This is a genomic window from Paracoccus sp. NBH48 (genome assembly GCF_015390265.1).
Taxonomy (GTDB): domain Bacteria; phylum Pseudomonadota; class Alphaproteobacteria; order Rhodobacterales; family Rhodobacteraceae; genus Paracoccus; species Paracoccus marcusii.
On record NZ_VUOJ01000001.1, the window covers coordinates 543,522 to 558,264 of the forward strand.

General features: G+C 67.4%; 22 protein-coding genes. All 22 read left to right on the top strand.

From position 1 onward, the window contains the following. The first annotated feature begins 1 nt into the window (after position 1). The 22 genes from fdhD (at position 2) to F1642_RS02750 (ending at position 14,732) form a co-directional block, all read left to right on the top strand. On the top strand, positions 2–826 hold the full coding sequence (gene fdhD, locus F1642_RS02650) for a formate dehydrogenase accessory sulfurtransferase FdhD (protein ID WP_194885387.1): 825 nt from the start codon (positions 2–4) through the stop codon (positions 824–826). Next, a complete protein-coding gene (locus tag F1642_RS02655; RefSeq protein WP_127898328.1) occupies positions 816–1,019 on the top strand; it encodes a formate dehydrogenase subunit delta in 204 nt (67 codons plus the stop codon). Before fdhD ends, F1642_RS02655 begins: the two co-directional genes overlap by 11 nt. A 71-nt stretch (positions 1,020–1,090) precedes the next feature. Next, entirely contained in the window at positions 1,091–1,372 is a 282-nt protein-coding gene (locus F1642_RS15225; protein ID WP_255522047.1) for a diacylglycerol kinase family protein, read from the top strand. Beyond that, positions 1,372–2,046: a diacylglycerol kinase family protein gene (locus F1642_RS02660; RefSeq protein ID WP_255522048.1), complete on the top strand. Its 675-nt coding sequence runs from the start codon at positions 1,372–1,374 to the stop codon at positions 2,044–2,046. The genes F1642_RS15225 and F1642_RS02660 overlap by 1 nt, the downstream gene beginning before the upstream one ends. A gap of 6 nt (positions 2,047–2,052) precedes the next feature. Beyond that, positions 2,053–3,075, top strand: coding sequence for a metallophosphoesterase (locus tag F1642_RS02665; RefSeq protein ID WP_370582754.1), 1,023 nt, complete (start codon positions 2,053–2,055; stop codon positions 3,073–3,075). Beyond that, a complete protein-coding gene (rpsA, locus tag F1642_RS02670) occupies positions 3,033–4,712 on the top strand; it encodes a 30S ribosomal protein S1 (protein ID WP_255522051.1) in 1,680 nt (559 codons plus the stop codon). The genes F1642_RS02665 and rpsA overlap by 43 nt, the downstream gene beginning before the upstream one ends. A 239-nt stretch (positions 4,713–4,951) precedes the next feature. Next, positions 4,952–5,236, top strand: a complete 285-nt coding sequence (ihfB, locus tag F1642_RS02675; protein ID WP_045999360.1) for an integration host factor subunit beta — start codon at positions 4,952–4,954, stop codon at positions 5,234–5,236. 50 nt (positions 5,237–5,286) lie between these two features. Continuing rightward, on the top strand, positions 5,287–5,670 hold the full coding sequence (locus tag F1642_RS02680) for a LapA family protein (protein ID WP_194885388.1): 384 nt from the start codon (positions 5,287–5,289) through the stop codon (positions 5,668–5,670). A gap of 3 nt (positions 5,671–5,673) precedes the next feature. Continuing rightward, on the top strand, positions 5,674–6,309 hold the full coding sequence (locus tag F1642_RS02685; RefSeq protein ID WP_194885389.1) for a phosphoribosylanthranilate isomerase: 636 nt from the start codon (positions 5,674–5,676) through the stop codon (positions 6,307–6,309). A 235-nt stretch (positions 6,310–6,544) separates the two neighbouring features. After that, positions 6,545–6,952, top strand: a complete 408-nt coding sequence (locus F1642_RS02690) for a permease (RefSeq protein WP_194885390.1) — start codon at positions 6,545–6,547, stop codon at positions 6,950–6,952. A 34-nt stretch (positions 6,953–6,986) separates the two neighbouring features. Continuing rightward, positions 6,987–8,246, top strand: coding sequence for a DNA-packaging protein (locus F1642_RS02695; RefSeq protein WP_255522100.1), 1,260 nt, complete (start codon positions 6,987–6,989; stop codon positions 8,244–8,246). 80 nt (positions 8,247–8,326) lie between these two features. Next, positions 8,327–9,511 (top strand): phage portal protein, encoded by a 1,185-nt coding sequence (locus tag F1642_RS02700; RefSeq protein ID WP_045999664.1) that lies wholly within the window; start codon positions 8,327–8,329, stop codon positions 9,509–9,511. 3 nt (positions 9,512–9,514) lie between these two features. Beyond that, on the top strand, positions 9,515–9,745 hold the full coding sequence (locus F1642_RS02705) for a hypothetical protein (RefSeq protein ID WP_045999356.1): 231 nt from the start codon (positions 9,515–9,517) through the stop codon (positions 9,743–9,745). A 3-nt stretch (positions 9,746–9,748) separates the two neighbouring features. Continuing rightward, complete coding sequence (locus F1642_RS02710; protein WP_245008326.1) at positions 9,749–10,279, top strand: HK97 family phage prohead protease; 531 nt, start codon at positions 9,749–9,751, stop codon at positions 10,277–10,279. A gap of 108 nt (positions 10,280–10,387) precedes the next feature. Continuing rightward, on the top strand, positions 10,388–11,551 hold the full coding sequence (locus F1642_RS02715; RefSeq protein WP_194885392.1) for a phage major capsid protein: 1,164 nt from the start codon (positions 10,388–10,390) through the stop codon (positions 11,549–11,551). Positions 11,552–11,741: 190 nt separating this feature from the next. Then, entirely contained in the window at positions 11,742–12,356 is a 615-nt protein-coding gene (locus tag F1642_RS02720) for a hypothetical protein (protein WP_045999353.1), read from the top strand. Beyond that, positions 12,356–12,694, top strand: a complete 339-nt coding sequence (locus tag F1642_RS02725; RefSeq protein ID WP_139597528.1) for a head-tail adaptor protein — start codon at positions 12,356–12,358, stop codon at positions 12,692–12,694. The genes F1642_RS02720 and F1642_RS02725 overlap by 1 nt, the downstream gene beginning before the upstream one ends. Beyond that, on the top strand, positions 12,691–13,110 hold the full coding sequence (locus tag F1642_RS02730) for a DUF3168 domain-containing protein (protein WP_139597529.1): 420 nt from the start codon (positions 12,691–12,693) through the stop codon (positions 13,108–13,110). The genes F1642_RS02725 and F1642_RS02730 overlap by 4 nt, the downstream gene beginning before the upstream one ends. Before the next feature lie 12 nt (positions 13,111–13,122). Beyond that, positions 13,123–13,536 carry a phage major tail protein, TP901-1 family gene (locus tag F1642_RS02735; RefSeq protein ID WP_045999351.1) on the top strand — a complete coding sequence of 138 codons (414 nt, stop codon included), beginning with the start codon at positions 13,123–13,125 and terminating at the stop codon, positions 13,534–13,536. Next, the gene (locus F1642_RS02740; protein ID WP_045999350.1) at positions 13,536–13,850 is read left to right on the top strand and encodes a gene transfer agent family protein; all 315 of its coding nucleotides are present in this window, start codon (positions 13,536–13,538) and stop codon (positions 13,848–13,850) included. Before F1642_RS02735 ends, F1642_RS02740 begins: the two co-directional genes overlap by 1 nt. Next, positions 13,847–14,101, top strand: coding sequence for a rcc01693 family protein (locus F1642_RS02745; protein ID WP_194885393.1), 255 nt, complete (start codon positions 13,847–13,849; stop codon positions 14,099–14,101). The genes F1642_RS02740 and F1642_RS02745 overlap by 4 nt, the downstream gene beginning before the upstream one ends. Continuing rightward, positions 14,088–14,732 (top strand): phage tail tape measure protein, encoded by a 645-nt coding sequence (locus F1642_RS02750; protein ID WP_194885394.1) that lies wholly within the window; start codon positions 14,088–14,090, stop codon positions 14,730–14,732. Before F1642_RS02745 ends, F1642_RS02750 begins: the two co-directional genes overlap by 14 nt. Positions 14,733–14,743: the final 11 nt, after the last annotated feature.

A 14,743-nucleotide genomic window follows, 5' to 3' on the forward strand; every position in this document is an offset into this window, starting at 1 on the left:
GATGAACCTGCCCGACCCCACGACCCAAGCCCCCGCCACCCATGTCCGCGCGACCAGCCGCGCGGATGTCACCCGGACCCTGCCCGAGGAGACGGCGGTGGCGATGGTGTATGGCGGATCGACCCAGGCCGTCATGATGGCGACGCCCGCGGATCTGGAGGATTTCGCCGTGGGCTTTTCCCTGACCGAGGGGATCGTGACCGACCCCGCCCAGATCGAGCGGCTGGAGGTTCTGGCCCATCCCCGCGGCGTCGAGGCGCAGATGTGGATCGCGGATGACCGCACCGACGCGCTGGCGGCGCGGCGGCGTTTCATGGCAGGGCCGGTGGGCTGCGGGCTATGCGGGATCGACAGCCTTGAGGAGGCGGTGCGCGCGCTTCCCGACCTGTCGGGCGCTGGGCCGGCGCTGGATGCGAGCCAGATCGCGCGGGCGACCGACGATCTGCGCGGCTGGCAGCCATTGCATGACCGGACCCGCGCGGTCCATGCGGCGGGCTTCATGATCCCCGGACGGGGGATCGTGCTGGCGCGCGAGGATGTGGGCCGCCACAACGCCTTGGACAAGCTGATCGGCGCGATGGCGCGGCAGGGCATGGATGCGGGGAAGGGCGCCTTTGTGCTGACCAGCCGCGTGTCCGTCGAGATGGTGCAGAAATGCGCCCTGGCCGGGGGCGCGGTGCTGATCGCCGTGTCCGCCCCCACCGCCCATGCGCTGCGCCTGGCGCAGGGCGCGGGCATCACCCTGGCGGCCTTTGCCCGCGGCGAGGGCTTTGATCTGTTTTCCCACCCCGAACGGCTGCGCGCCGAGGTGTCCGATGTCGCCTGACAAGATGGTCCTGATGGTCAACCAGATCGCCGGTTTCTTTGACACCCAGCCCGGCGGCGCAGCACCCGAAAAGATCGCCGCCCATCTGCGCGATTTCTGGGAGCCGCGGATGCGCGAACAGCTGGTCGCCTTTGTCGGCGGCGGCGGGCAGGGGCTGAAACCGTCGGCCGAGGCGGCGGCCCGGCTGCTGTAGATGCAACCCTGCGGCGGGGTCGGGTGTTCGGTGCCCAGCAGATGACAATCACGGCCGGGGACAATCCAGCGATGCAGCACAAGACCGATGGGTTCGACCTGGCCAGTGCCAAGGTCTGTGTCGTGATGAACCGCGGATCGGGCAAGAAGAAGCATGTCGAGCTGCGCGAGATGCTGAACGAACGGCTCGCACCCGCGTGCGGCAGCTTCGAGCTGCGCGAGAGCCGGAAGGGGAGCGATCTGCCCGCGCTGGCGCGCAAGGTCGCGACCGAGGGGTTCGACCTGGTGATCGCCGCGGGTGGCGACGGCACGCAATCGGCGGTGGCCGGGCTCTGGTTGATCGCGACGTCGTGATGGGCGTCTTGCCGGGCGGGACGTTCAACTACTTTGCCCGCGACCTGGGCGTCGGAGAGACCGTCGAGGAGGCGCTGGACACGATTTTGGACGCGCGGGTCGAGGCGGTCGATGTCGGCGACGTCAACGGTCTGATCTTTCTGAACAATGTCAGTCTGGGCGCCTATCCGCAGATCCTGAAGACGCGCGAGGGGATCTACAAGCGGTGGGGGCGGTCGCGGATGGCGGCCTATTGGTCGGTGCTGGTGGCGCTGCGGCGTCTGCGCCGCCCGATGCAGCTGGTCGCCCGCGTCGACGGGCAGGAGAGCCGCTATACCAGTGCCTTGGTCTTTGTCGCACGCAGCGCCTATCAGCTGGACAGCTTTGGGCTGGAAGGGGCGGAGGAGATCCGCCGCGGCGAATTCGCGGTGCTGATCGCCAAGGCGAAGCACCCCCTGCCGCTGATGCGGTCCGCCTTGCGCATGGCGATGGGCAAGAGCGCCAAGAACGACGATTTCGACCTGATCCTGACGGACGAGCTGACCATCGAGACCCCCAAGCGGCGCCAGCTGATCGCCCATGACGGCGAGAAGACCGCGTTGGAGAGCCCCTTCCGGCTGAAGGTGCGCCATGACGGCCTCAAGGTCCTGCTACCCCGCGATGGGGTCAGCAAGACCGAGCAGCCGAAGGGCTGACGACCAGTGACGCGCATTCTTCACCTGACCGACCTGCATTTCGGATTTCACCGTGCCGCATTGGAGGAGCCGCTGCTGGCGCGGATCGCGGCGCTGCGCCCCGACCTGGTAGTCATCGGCGGCGACATCACGCATCGCGCGCTGCCCGCGCAGATGCGGCAGGCACGCGCCTTTCTTGACCGCATCGAGGCGCCCCTCATGTGCATGCCGGGCAATCACGACGTACCGGCATGGAACCTTGTGGCGCGGATGTTCTGGCCCTTTGCGGGGTTCCGGCGGCATTTCGGTCCCGTGCTGACCCCGGTGGGGCGGGCGGGCGACGTGCGGGTCATGGCGCTGAACAGCGCCGATCCCTATGCCTGGCAACGCGGCAAGATCCGCGAGGGCGAGATCGGCCGCGTCATCGGCAATGTCGACGCGATGGGCACGAATATCGTGGCGCTGCATCATCCGCTGCAGCAGCTGCCGCGGGTCGACAAGGCGCTGGCCCGGCGCGCGTCCGAGGCGCTGTACCGGCTGGAGGCGTCGGGGGTGCAGGTTGTCCTGTCGGGGCATCTGCACCGTTGGGCGACGGACGCGTTGCTGGCGACGGGGCGCCATCCGCGCGTGCTGCAGATCCAGACCGGCACGGGCACTGTGTGCACGCATCACCGACGGGCAGAACGAGTTCGTGCTGCTGGAGATCGACGGCCCCGACCTGCGGCTGGAGCGGCATGTCGCGCCGATGGACGCGGGCGCTTTCGGCGCCCCCGAGATCGCAGATTACAGCCGTGTGTCGGGCGTGTGGAGACGCGTTTAGGCGTTGAAATTGGCGTCAAACACGGGTATTGGGGCCGCAGTCACACGGGCGACATGGTCAGAACAGACCGCATTCCAACGGGTCGGGCGTCATGCCGCGACCCTTTGGCGTTGCCCCAACGGCACCATAAAGACCGGCGGAGCCAACCGTCAGGCCGGAAAACAGACACAAAGGATACTGAATACGTATGTGCGCTAAAGCGACCATGGAGGAGTTCGAGGCCCTTCTGAATGAAAGCCTCGAGATTGACACCCCCGACGAGGGCAGCGTTGTCAAAGGCCGCGTCATTGCCATCGAGGCAGGCCAGGCCATCATCGACGTCGGCTACAAGATGGAAGGCCGCGTCGATCTGAAGGAATTTGCCAATCCCGGCGAAGAGCCAGCATCAAGGTCGGCGACGAGGTCGAGGTCTATCTGGACCGCGTCGAGAACGCCCGCGGCGAAGCGTCGATCAGCCGTGAGAAGGCCCGCCCGCGAGGAAGCCTGGGATCGTCTGGAGAAGGCCTACGAAAGCGAAGAGCGCGTCGAAGGCGCCATCTTCGGTCGCGTCAAGGGCGGCTTCACGGTCGACCTGGGCGGTGCCGTCGCCTTCCTGCCCGGTTCGCAGGTCGATGTGCGCCCCGTGCGCGATGCCGGCCCGCTGATGGGTCTGAAGCAGCCGTTCCAGATCCTGAAGATGGACCGTCGCCGCGGCAACATCGTCGTGTCGCGTCGCGCCATTCTGGAAGAGAGCCGCGCCGAACAGCGCGCCGAAGTCATCGCGAACCTGACCGAAGGTCAGTCGATCGACGGCGTGGTCAAGAACATCACCGAATACGGTGCCTTCGTTGACCTGGGCGGCGTCGACGGCCTGCTGCACGTCACCGACATGGCCTGGCGTCGTGTCAACCACCCGTCCGAGATCCTGGCGATCGGCGAGACCGTCAAGGTCCAGGTCATCAAGATCAACAAGGACAGCCACCGCATCAGCCTGGGCATGAAGCAGCTGCAGGCCGATCCGTGGGATACGGTCGCCGACAAGTTCCCGATCGAGTCGGTCCACCAGGGCCGCGTGACCAACATCACCGATTACGGCGCCTTCGTGGAACTGGAAGCCGGTGTCGAGGGTCTGGTCCACGTTTCGGAAATGAGCTGGACCAAGAAGAACGTCCACCCGGGCAAGATTGTCTCGACCTCGCAGGAAGTCGAAGTGATGGTTCTGGAGATCGACGAGGCCAAGCGCCGCGTGTCTCTGGGCCTGAAGCAGACGATGCGCAACCCGTGGGAAGTGTTCGCCGAAACCCATCCGACCGGCACCGTCATCGAGGGCGAGGTCAAGAACATCACCGAGTTCGGTCTGTTCATCGGCCTGGAAGGCGACATCGACGGCATGGTCCACCTGTCGGACATCAGCTGGGATGCCCGCGGCGAAGACGCGATCCAGGACTTCCGCAAGGGTGACGTCGTCAAGGCGGTCGTCCAGGACGTGGACGTCGAGAAGGAGCGCATCAGCCTGTCCATCAAGTCGTTGGAAAACGAGAACATGGCCGAGGCCGTTGATGGCGTGAAGCGTGGCACCATCGTCACCGCCGAAGTCACCGCGATCGAAGAGGGTGGCATCGAGGTCGAGTACAACGGCGTCAAGTCGTTCATCCGCCGCAGCGACCTGGCTCGCGACCGTGCCGACCAGCGCCCCGAGCGTTTCAGCGTCGGCGACAAGGTCGACGCCCGCGTGACCAACGTCGACACCAAGACCCGCCGTCTTGGCCTGTCGATCAAGGCCCGCGAGATCGCCGAGGAAAAGGAAGCCATCGACACCTATGGCAGCTCGGATTCGGGCGCGTCCCTGGGCGACATCCTGGGTGCGGCACTGAACCGCAACAGCTGATCGGCCCAACCCGATCGATCCTTGCCCGCCCCGGTTCGTCCGGGGCGGGCTTTTTCTTGCCCACGGCCGGGCGGATGCGCGCCATCCCGCTTGCGCGTTTGGGGCAAAGCTGGCAACGCTATGAAACCAGTGACTTCTGTCGGGCGTTGAACGGAAACATGAAGGGCGGTATTGCACCGGCCTTGCGGTTTGACGTGCTGACTTTGACGGCAGGAAGACCCGTCCAATTGGGGGAACATATGATCCGGTCCGAACTGATCCAGAAGATCTCAGATGAAAACCCCCACCTGTTCCGCCGCGACGTCGAGAGGATCGTGAACACGATCTTCGAGGAGGTCATCGACGCGATGGCGCGGGGCGACCGGGTCGAATTGCGCGGCTTTGGCGCCTTCTCTGTCAAGAAGCGCGATTCCCGGACGGGGCGAAACCCGCGCACCGGTGAATCGGTCGAGGTTGACGAAAAGCACGTTCCGTTCTTCAAGACCGGCAAGCTGCTGCGTGACCGCCTGAACGGCGACGCCTGAGGTCCCTGTTTACCGGGCATCCCGCCCGTCTGCGATATCGAGGAAATTCAATGCGCTTCATCCGTCTGATCTTTGTCGCAGCACTGGCGCTTGTGCTAGTGGCGGTCGCCTTGGCCAACCGTGACATGGTCACCCTGTCGGCGTTCCCGGCCAATTTCGGACAGTATCTGGGCGGCACGTGGTCGCTGACGGTGCCACTGTTCCTGGTGATCTTCGTGGCCTTTGCCTTGGGCATGCTGGCCGGTCTGATCTGGGAGTGGCTGCGCGAGGCGCATTTCCGCCGCGAGGCGCGTCAGCGCAATGCCGAGGTTGTGCGTCTTGAGAGCGAGGTCGGGCATCTGCGCGACCGCCACGCCGCCCCGCGCGACGAGGTTCTGGCGATTCTGGACGAGCCTGCCCCGGTCAAGGGCGCGGCCCTGCCTGCGGTTCGCTGAGGCGTGGCCGAGGTCAAGATCTGCGGGCTGTCCGAGGAACGCCATGTCGCGGCGGCCGTCGATGCCGGTGCGCGCTTTCTGGGGTTCGTATTCTTTCCCAAGTCGCCGCGTGCAGTGACCCCGACCCAAGCCGCAGCGCTGACGGCGGAGGTTCCCGTTGGGGTCGCCCGCGTGGGACTGTTCGTCGACCCGTCGGACGATTTGCTGCGAGAGGTACTGGACCAAACGGCGCTGGACGTGATCCAGCTGCACGGCCATGAGAGCACCGCGCGGGTGGCCGAGGTCAAGGCGTTGACGGGGCTGCCTGTGATGAAGGCGGTCGGTCTGTCGGGTCCGGCGGACCTGCCACAGCTGATGGATTACGGCGTGGCGGCGGACATGCTGCTGGTGGATGCCAAGCCGCCGGCGGGGGCCGATCTGCCGGGCGGGAACGGGCTGGCCTTTGATTGGCGGCTGCTGGTCGGGCGGCATTGGTTGCGGCCCTGGATGCTGGCCGGGGGACTGACACCGGACAACGTCGCCGAGGCCGTGCGCCTGACGGGGGCGCCTGTCGTGGACGTCAGTTCCGGCGTGGAATCGGCGCCGGGCGTCAAGGATGTTGCGCGGATCCGCGCCTTCGTCGCCGCCGCGCGAAGCTGATTCAGGGGCGTGTTGCGCGGCGTACGCCGGGGGTGTTGCATAGTGTATCACATTGCAATCGCAAGGTTTATGCGCCATATTTTGCACGTATGGGTTTATCCATTGACTTGGCGAACGCCCTAAGGTATAACTTTTACATGCTGGAAGAGGTGGGCAAGCGGCCGGGGGAAACCCTTGGGCCGCTTTTTTCGTCTCTTGGCTCGTGCGGACAGGAACACGAGGCGGGGCAGAGTGCATGAACGATATGGAATGGGGCGGGGCCGGGAAAACCGACGGACCTTTCGTGACTAAAACCCAGCCTGAGAAGGCCGGGTTCGCGATGCGCGAGATCGCCGAGGGCGAGGACGAGATCGACGTCCTGCGCTGGCTGTTCTGGGATTACGTCAAGGACCTGCGGGGGCACCAGGCCGAGCTTGAAGCGCTCAAGTCCGGGGAGCTTGACCCGGCCAAGCTGAAAAAGGCCATGGAGACGGCGAAGACGGTCCGCGAGGCCGTCCAGCTGCTGATGGCGGAAAGGATCAAGGTTGACAAACTTCGCAAGGACATCGCGGGCGGCGTCGGAGGGGGCAGCCTTGACCTCGGCGCCGCACGAGACGAGATCGGGCGCCGCCTGGCTTGCCTCCGCCGGGCCGGAGGAGGTTGAGGAATTCCTGGGCGGGCTGTCGCAGAACGCGTTGATGAGCCTGCCTTGGCTGTTCGAGTTCTGGGCTTTGCCGCACCAGTTGCCCCCCGAGGGCGACTGGAAAAGCTGGGTGATCATGGGCGGGCGCGGGGCGGGCAAGACCCGCGCCGGGTCGGAATGGGTGCGCAGCCTGGTCGAGGGCCCCACGGCTGCTGCACCCGGGAAATGCCATCGCGTGGCCCTGGTCGGCGAGACCTTCGACCAGGTGCGCGAGGTGATGGTGTTCGGCGAGAGCGGCATCCTGGCCTGTTCGCCCCCCGACCGGCGTCCGGTCTGGGAGGCGGGCCGCAAGCGGCTGGTCTGGGCGAACGGGGCGACCGCCACGGTCTATTCCGCGCATGAGCCGGAGGCTTTGCGCGGGCCGCAATTTGATGCGGCCTGGGTCGATGAGCTGGCCAAGTGGAAGAAGGCCGAGGATGTCTGGGACATGCTGCAGTTCGCGCTGCGGCTTGGCGAGCATCCCCAGCAGGTCGTCACCACCACGCCGCGCAATGTCGGCGTGCTGAAGCGCATTCTGGGGAACGCCAGCACGGTCGTGACCCATGCGCCGACGGATGCGAACCGCGCCTATCTGGCGGAGAGTTTTCTGGCGGAGGTCGAGAGCCGCTATGGCGGGACGCGGTTGGGGCGCCAGGAGCTGGACGGCGTGCTGCTGGACGATGTCGAGGGGGCGCTGTGGACGACCGCGATGCTGGAAGACGCGCGGGTGGCCGAGGCGCCCAAGCTGGACCGGATCGTCGTCGCGGTCGACCCCTCGGTCACCGGGGGGCGGGCCAGCGACGAATGCGGCATCGTGGTGGCGGGCGTCGTCACCCAAGGCGAGCCCAAGGATTGGCGCGCCTATGTGCTGGAGGATGCCAGCGTCCGGGGCGGGCCGACGGATTGGGCCCGCGCCGCGATTGCCGCGATGGATCGCCACGGCGCCGAGAAGCTGGTGGCCGAGGTGAACCAGGGCGGCGATCTGGTCGAGAGCGTGGTGCGCCAGATCAACCCGTTGGTGCCGTTCAAGGCGCTGCGGGCGTCGCGGGGCAAGGGCCTGCGGGCAGAGCCCGTTGCGGCGCTGTATGAGCAGGGTCGCGTCAAGCACCTGAAGGGCGCCCTCGGTACGCTGGAGGATCAGATGTGCCAGATGACGGTGCGCGGGTTCGAGGGGCGGGGCAGTCCCGACCGGCTGGATGCCCTGGTCTGGGCGGTCCATGAGCTGATGATCGAGCCCGCCGCAGGCTGGCGCAGGCCGCAGATGCGGCGATTGTAACCGGGTCCGAGAGGTCGGACCGACGAAGGGCCGTCCCGCAGGGGGCGGCCCTTTCGCATGGCTGAGGCATGGAGGCGAGCATGGCGTTTCGATTGTTTTCGCGGGAGGAGAAATCATCCCCCCCGCCAGAGAGGAAGGCCAGTGCGACGGGCCGGGTCGTGGCATTCGCCAGCGGGTCCGGGCGCCCTGTCTGGTCGGCCAGGGATACGGGCACGCTGACGCGCGGCGGGTTCATGGGGAACCCGGTGGGCTTTCGCAGCGTGCGCCTGATCGCCGAGGCCGCGGCGGCCGTGCCGATGATCTGCGCGGATCGCGACCACCGCTATGAGGTGCATCCGGTTCTGGATCTGCTGCGCAGGCCCAATCCGGGCCAAGGGCGGGCGGAGCTGTTCGAGGCGCTGTTCGGGCAGATCCTGCTGTCGGGCAATGGTTATCTGGAGGCTGTGGGCGCGGACGCCACGGGCATCCCGGAGGAGCTGCACGTGCTGCGGTCCGACCGCATGAGTGTGGTGCCCGGTGCGGATGGCTGGCCCGTCGCCTATGAATATGCGGTGGGCGGGCGCAAGCACCGGTTCGACATGACCGGCAGCCCCGACCCGATCTGCCACGTCAAGGCGTTCCACCCGCAGGACGACCATTACGGTCTGTCGCCGATGCAGGCGGCTGCCGTCGCGCTGGACGTGCACAACAGCGCCAGTGCCTGGTCCAAGGCGCTGCTGGACAATGCGGCGCGGCCCAGTGGGGCGATCATCTACAAGGGGATCGACGGGCAGGGGGTGCTGAGCCCCGAGCAGTACGACCGCCTGGTGGGCGAGATCGAGATGAACCATCAGGGCGCGCGCAATGCGGGCCGTCCGATGCTGCTGGAAGGCGGGCTGGACTGGCGTCCGATGGGTTTCAGCCCGTCCGATATGGAGTTCCACGAGACCAAGCTGTCGGCGGCGCGCGAGATCGCGTTGGCTTTTGGCGTGCCGCCCATGCTGCTGGGGATTCCGGGGGACGCGACCTATGCGAACTATGCCGAGGCGCACCGGGCGTTCTTCCGCCTGACGGTGCTGCCGCTGGCGACACGGGTGTCGGCGGCGGTCGCCTGGTGGCTGTCCGAGCATCTGGGTGCCGAGATCGAGCTGCGCCCCGATCTGGATCAGATCCCTGCCCTGGCCGAGGAGCGCAACCAGCAATGGGCCCGCATCAGCGGTGCGAGCTTCCTGACGGATGCGGAAAAGCGCGCCCTGCTGGGCCTGCCGCCCCTGGACGGGGCGTGAGGCATGGAAGGGTCGCGTTTCGTCAAGGACGGGCTGTGGCACGACACGCGTCTTGAGGCGCAGGAACGGATCATGGCGCTGCAGTTCGGCCAGGTCGAGAAGCGCCTGGAGCGGATCGAGGCGATGATCGAAGGGCTGGAGCGGCGGCTGTGGATGACGGTCTACGGCGTGGTCGCTGTGATCCTGACGCAGGCCGTCCAGGGTATTCTAGATTATGCGCCGAAAGGAGGCTGAGGAATGGTTCCGGGTCTGGAGATGAAGTTCGCGGGCGGTCCGCCCGTGCTAACCGACGGTCAGGTGATCGAAGGCTATGCCAGCCTGTTCGGTTTGACCGATCAGGGCGGCGATGCGGTGCTGCCCGGCGCGTTTGCCGCGTCGCTGGCGCGGATCGCGGCGCGCGGCGACAAGGTGCGCATGCTGTGGCAGCACGACCCGACCCGACCCATCGGGGTCTGGGACGAGGTCCGAGAGGACGGCAAGGGCCTATGGGTCAAGGGCCGCCTGTTGCCCGACGTGGCGCAGGCCCGCGAGGCGGCGGCGCTGATCCAGGCGGGTGCGATCGACGGGCTGTCCATCGGCTATCGCACCCTGCGGGCCGAACGCGACAAGGCCGGGCGGCGCGTGCTGGCCGAGGTCGAGCTGTGGGAGGTGTCGCTGGTGACCTTCCCGATGCTGGCCGAGGCCAAGGTGGATCGCAAGGACAGCGACGAGCTGCGCGACGTCGCGGCGCTGTTCGTGCAGGCGGCACAGGCCCTGCGCGGCGCATGAGATTTCGGACCGGGCGCATCCCGGTCCGTCAACCAGGTTCGGACCAGTCCCGTGCGGGAGGTCCGACGACAGGGGCGCGGCCCCGATCACCGTGACGAGGAGAAGACCATGACCGAGGTGAAGGCCGCGGGCGGCGGCGACATGCCCGCCGACCTGAAGGGGGCCATGATGGGGTTCGTTAGCGAACTCAGAGGCTTTCGTGAAGATATTCAATCCAAGCTCAACGCACAGGAACAGCGTATGACCATGATCGACCGCAAGACCGCCCTGCGGGGCCGCGCGCCCCTGTCCGCCACCGCAGAGGTCGAGGTGCCCCACCAGAAGGCGTTCAACGCCTATCTGCGCAGCGGCGACGACGACGGCCTGCGCGGTCTGGCCATCGAGGAGAAGGCGCTGTCGGTGGCCAGCGACGGCGGGTTTCTGGCGGCACCCAAGGTTGCCGAGACCGTGCAGAACACGCTGCATTCGACGTCGTCGCTGCGCCGTCTGGCCAACGTGGTGACCATCGAGGGCAGCGTCTATGAGGCGCTGGTCGAGCGTGGCGACATGGGCGCCGGTTGGGCCACCGAGGCCGCCACGGTCGAGACCGCGAACTCGGCCCTGGACCGCATCGCCATCCCGGTGCACGAGCTGTCCGCGATGCCGCGTGCCAGCCAGCGCCTGCTGGACGATGCGGCCTTTGATGTCGAGGGCTGGCTGGCCGAGCGCATCGCCGAGAAGTTCGCCCGGTCCGAGGCCAACGCCTTTCTGCGCGGCGACGGCGTCGACAAGCCGCGCGGCCTGCTGAGCTATCCGACCGCGCCTGCGGCGACCGCGACCACGGCCCAGATCGGCTTCGTCGCCACCACCGCGGCTGGCGATTTCCCGGCCGCTGCGCCGATGGATTGCCTGATCGACCTGATCTACTCTCTGGGCGCGGAGTATCGCTCGAACGCCTCGTTCCTGATGAACTCGAAGACGGCGGCGCGGGTGCGCAAGATGAAGGATGCAGACGGCCGCTTCCTTTGGACCGATGCGCTGAGCGTGGGCCAGGTGCCCCAGCTGCTGGGCTATCCTGTGATGATCAGCGAGGACATGCCCGACATGACGACGAGCTCGTTCTCGATCGCGTTCGGTGATTTCCGCGCGGCCTACACGATCGTCGAGCGTCCCGACCTCCGCGTGCTGCGCGACCCGTTCAGCGCCAAGCCGCACGTGCTGTTCTATGCCACCAAGCGTGTCGGCGGCGGGATCACCGATTTCCGCGCCGTCAGGCTGCTGCGCTTCATCTGATCCCCCGGGGGATCAGATGAGGGAGGGGCGCGCCTGGTGCCGGGCATTCCGGTTTAGCAACTGTCCGCGCGCGCTGATGGCCGGCGTGCGGCGCGCCCCGCTTCCCTTTTGCCTGCAAGACAGCCGGGGCCCCGTTCGGGGGCCCCGCCTTTGGTGGAACATGCGGACAGCACGACGGGAGGTTCGCAACATGATGCTGATAGAGGAAACGGCGCCCGCGGCGGAGGCGCTGCCGGTGGCCGCCCTGCGCGCGCATTTGCGTCTGGCCCAAGGTTTCGAAGGGCCCGACGACGCCGCCGAGACGGCGGCACTGGCGGGCTTTCTGCGTGCAGCGATCGCCACGATCGAGGGGCGCACCGGCAAGGTGCTGCTGAAGCGGCGGTTCCGCATGCAGCTGGACGATTGGCGCGACCGGCTTGGCCAGTCGCTGCCGCTGGCGCCCGTGCATTCGGTCGAGCGCATCGAGATCGACGACGGGAACGGCACGCTGACCCAACTGCCCCCCGAGGGGTGGCGGCTGGTCCCGGACGGACAGCGCCCCGTGATCCTGCCCACTGGGGTCGTGCTGCCTTCGATTCCACGGCGGGGGACGGTGACGATCACGTTTCTAGCGGGCTTCGGGGATGCCTGGTCCCAGGTTCCGGCGGATCTGGCGCAGGCGGTCATCCTGTTGGCCGCGCGGTATTACGACGATCGCAGCCAGGATGGTTTGCGTCATGCGCTGCCTTTCGGTGTCAGCGCGCTGATCGAGCGCTGGCGCGCGGTCCGCACGCTGGCCGGGCGCGGCAGCCGGGAGTGGCGCTGATGGCCGCCCCGAACCTGTCGACGCGGCTGGCGCTGGAGACATCCGACCGGATCGCGGACGGCCTGGGCGGCTATGAGACGCGGTGGCGTCAACTGGGCTGGCTGTGGGCGCAGATGGAGGCGCGGTCGGGTCGCGAACAGGGGACCGGCGCGGGAATGATCAGCGTGGTCCAATGGCGCATCACGCTGCGCGCTGCGTCTGTGGGTGATGCGCGACGCCCTCGGCCTGGGCAGCGGCTGCGCCAAGGAACACGGTTGTTTCAGATCGAGGCGGTCGCGGAAAGCGATCCGTCCGGTCGGTATCTGGACTGCTTTGCGCGCGAGGAGGATCTGACATGAGCTATGGGGCAGGGGTCGCCTTGCAGGCGGCCATCTATCAGCAGCTGCGTACGAACGAGGCGCTGGCGGATCTGGTGGGCGATGCGATCTTCGACGCGATGCCTGTGACGGCGCCGAGCGGAATCTATGTCTCGCTTGGTCCCGAGGAGGTGCGTGACGCCAGCGATTCCACGGCACGCGGATCACGGCATGATTTCGTGATCTCGGTCATGGCGGGCAGCGACAGTGGGGCGGGCTTCGGCGCGGTCAAGGCCGCAGCGGTCGCCGTGGCCGATGCGCTGGAGGCGGGCGGACTGGTGCTGTCGCGCGGACAGCTGGCTGGTTTGTGGTTCCTGCGCGCAACCGCGCGGCGGGTGAAAAGCGGCGCGGCTCGTCAGGTCGACCTGACCTTTCGCGCACGCATCGATCTGAACTGAGGAGATGGGACAATGGCAGTGCAAAGCGGACGTGATCTGCTGATCAAGATGGATATGTCGGGCAACGGCACGTTCGAGACCGTGGCAGGCCTGCGTGCGACGCGCCTGTCCTTCAATGCCGACACCGTCGACGTGACCAGCATGGACAGCGCCGGTGGCTGGCGCGAGCTGTTGGGCGGTGCCGGCGTGCGCAGCGCGTCGATCGCCGGATCCGGCGTGTTCCGCGACGCGGCCACCGACGGGCGCGCCCGCCAGGCGTTCTTTGACAGCGAAATCCCGTTGTTCCAGGTCATCATCCCTGATTTCGGCACCGTGGAGGGCCGGTTCCAGATCACCGGCCTGGAGTACGCGGGCAGCCACGACGGAGAGGCGACCTATGAGATGTCGCTGGCTTCGGCAGGGGCGCTGACCTTCGTGGCGCTGTGATGGCCAACCCGATGCGAGGCGAGGTGTCGCTGATGCTGGATGGTCGGCCGCATGTCGCGCGCCTGACCCTCGGCGCCCTGGCCGAACTGGAGGCGCAGCTTGAGGCGGACGGGTTGACCGGGCTGGTCGCTCGTCTTGACGCCGGGCGTTTCTCCAGCCGCGAGATCCTGGCCGTGCTGGTGGCCGGGCTGCGCGGCGGCGGCTGGACGGGGCAGGCGGGTGATCTGACGGCGGTGCAGATCGACGGGGGTCCGCTGGAGGCCGCCCGCGTTGCCGCCCGCCTGCTGGCCCTGGCGTTTCGGGCGCCTGCATGACCGGGCGCGCCGGGGGGTTGGACTGGGCGGGCCTGATGCGGGCGGGCCTGCAGGGGCTGCGTCTGCATCCCGATCAGTTCTGGGCACTGACCCCCGCCGAATTGGGCCTGATGCTGGGCATGGGTCCGACGGCGTCCCGCATGACCCGTGACCGGCTGGCCGATCTGGCAGCTCGATATCCCGACGCGCCCGCACCGGCGGGCGTGCTCTTGGCTGAAACGACGGGGGATCATCAAGATGACCACACGTGACGGGACCGGCACCGCGCTGGACCAACTGGACGACGATCTGGGCCGCAATTCCCGCATGACGCAGGAGTTCCAGGCGGAACTGGGCAGGTTGCGCCAGTCGATGATGTTCACCACGCGCGAGGTCGGTACCCTGTCCTCGGGGCTGGAGCGTGGCTTGGGCCGCGCCATCGACGGTCTTGTCCTGGACGGCGGCAAGCTGTCGGACGCGTTGAAATCGATTGGGCAGTCGCTGGCCGATACCGTCTATGGCATTGCCATGAAGCCGGTCGAGAACGCTTTGGCTGGATCGATCGCGAGCGGCATCGGAGGGATGCTGGGCGGGGTAATGCCCTTTGCCAAGGGCGGGGCATTCGCCAACGGCCGCACCATGGCCGGAGATGTCGTCTCCGGACCCACGGCATTTCCGATGCGCGGCGGTCAGGGGCTGATGGGCGAGGCCGGGCCCGAGGCGATCATGCCGCTTCGGCGCGGTCCCGACGGCAAGCTGGGCGTCGCCGCAGCCGGGGGAGGGGGATCGGTGAACGTGACGTTCAACATCCAGACCCCCGACGTGGCCGGGTTCCAGCGCAGCCAGTCGCAGATCGCAGCGCAGATGTCGCGCGTGCTGGCCCGCGGCGAGCGAAACAGCTGAGAGGAGGCAAA

What these genes read in the sequence shown, in the direction of transcription:
- F1642_RS02740 (WP_045999350.1), top strand. Translation starts at nt 13,536, where the DNA reads ATGGCCAACCCGATGCGAGGCGAGGTGTCGCTGATGCTGGATGGTCGG.
- F1642_RS02660 (WP_255522048.1), top strand. Translation starts at nt 1,372, where the DNA reads ATGGGCGTCTTGCCGGGCGGGACGTTCAACTACTTTGCCCGCGACCTG.
- F1642_RS02690 (WP_194885390.1), top strand. Translation starts at nt 6,545, where the DNA reads ATGAACGATATGGAATGGGGCGGGGCCGGGAAAACCGACGGACCTTTC.
- F1642_RS02735 (WP_045999351.1), top strand. Translation starts at nt 13,123, where the DNA reads ATGGCAGTGCAAAGCGGACGTGATCTGCTGATCAAGATGGATATGTCG.
- F1642_RS02695 (WP_255522100.1), top strand. Translation starts at nt 6,987, where the DNA reads ATGAGCCTGCCTTGGCTGTTCGAGTTCTGGGCTTTGCCGCACCAGTTG.
- F1642_RS02710 (WP_245008326.1), top strand. Translation starts at nt 9,749, where the DNA reads ATGGTTCCGGGTCTGGAGATGAAGTTCGCGGGCGGTCCGCCCGTGCTA.
- F1642_RS02680 (WP_194885388.1), top strand. Translation starts at nt 5,287, where the DNA reads ATGCGCTTCATCCGTCTGATCTTTGTCGCAGCACTGGCGCTTGTGCTA.
- rpsA (WP_255522051.1), top strand. Translation starts at nt 3,033, where the DNA reads ATGTGCGCTAAAGCGACCATGGAGGAGTTCGAGGCCCTTCTGAATGAA.
- F1642_RS02705 (WP_045999356.1), top strand. Translation starts at nt 9,515, where the DNA reads ATGGAAGGGTCGCGTTTCGTCAAGGACGGGCTGTGGCACGACACGCGT.
- fdhD (WP_194885387.1), top strand. Translation starts at nt 2, where the DNA reads ATGAACCTGCCCGACCCCACGACCCAAGCCCCCGCCACCCATGTCCGC.
- F1642_RS02730 (WP_139597529.1), top strand. Translation starts at nt 12,691, where the DNA reads ATGAGCTATGGGGCAGGGGTCGCCTTGCAGGCGGCCATCTATCAGCAG.
- F1642_RS02750 (WP_194885394.1), top strand. Translation starts at nt 14,088, where the DNA reads ATGACCACACGTGACGGGACCGGCACCGCGCTGGACCAACTGGACGAC.
- F1642_RS02700 (WP_045999664.1), top strand. Translation starts at nt 8,327, where the DNA reads ATGGCGTTTCGATTGTTTTCGCGGGAGGAGAAATCATCCCCCCCGCCA.
- F1642_RS02720 (WP_045999353.1), top strand. Translation starts at nt 11,742, where the DNA reads ATGATGCTGATAGAGGAAACGGCGCCCGCGGCGGAGGCGCTGCCGGTG.
- F1642_RS02715 (WP_194885392.1), top strand. Translation starts at nt 10,388, where the DNA reads ATGACCGAGGTGAAGGCCGCGGGCGGCGGCGACATGCCCGCCGACCTG.
- ihfB (WP_045999360.1), top strand. Translation starts at nt 4,952, where the DNA reads ATGATCCGGTCCGAACTGATCCAGAAGATCTCAGATGAAAACCCCCAC.
- F1642_RS02745 (WP_194885393.1), top strand. Translation starts at nt 13,847, where the DNA reads ATGACCGGGCGCGCCGGGGGGTTGGACTGGGCGGGCCTGATGCGGGCG.
- F1642_RS15225 (WP_255522047.1), top strand. Translation starts at nt 1,091, where the DNA reads ATGCAGCACAAGACCGATGGGTTCGACCTGGCCAGTGCCAAGGTCTGT.
- F1642_RS02725 (WP_139597528.1), top strand. Translation starts at nt 12,356, where the DNA reads ATGGCCGCCCCGAACCTGTCGACGCGGCTGGCGCTGGAGACATCCGAC.
- F1642_RS02655 (WP_127898328.1), top strand. Translation starts at nt 816, where the DNA reads ATGTCGCCTGACAAGATGGTCCTGATGGTCAACCAGATCGCCGGTTTC.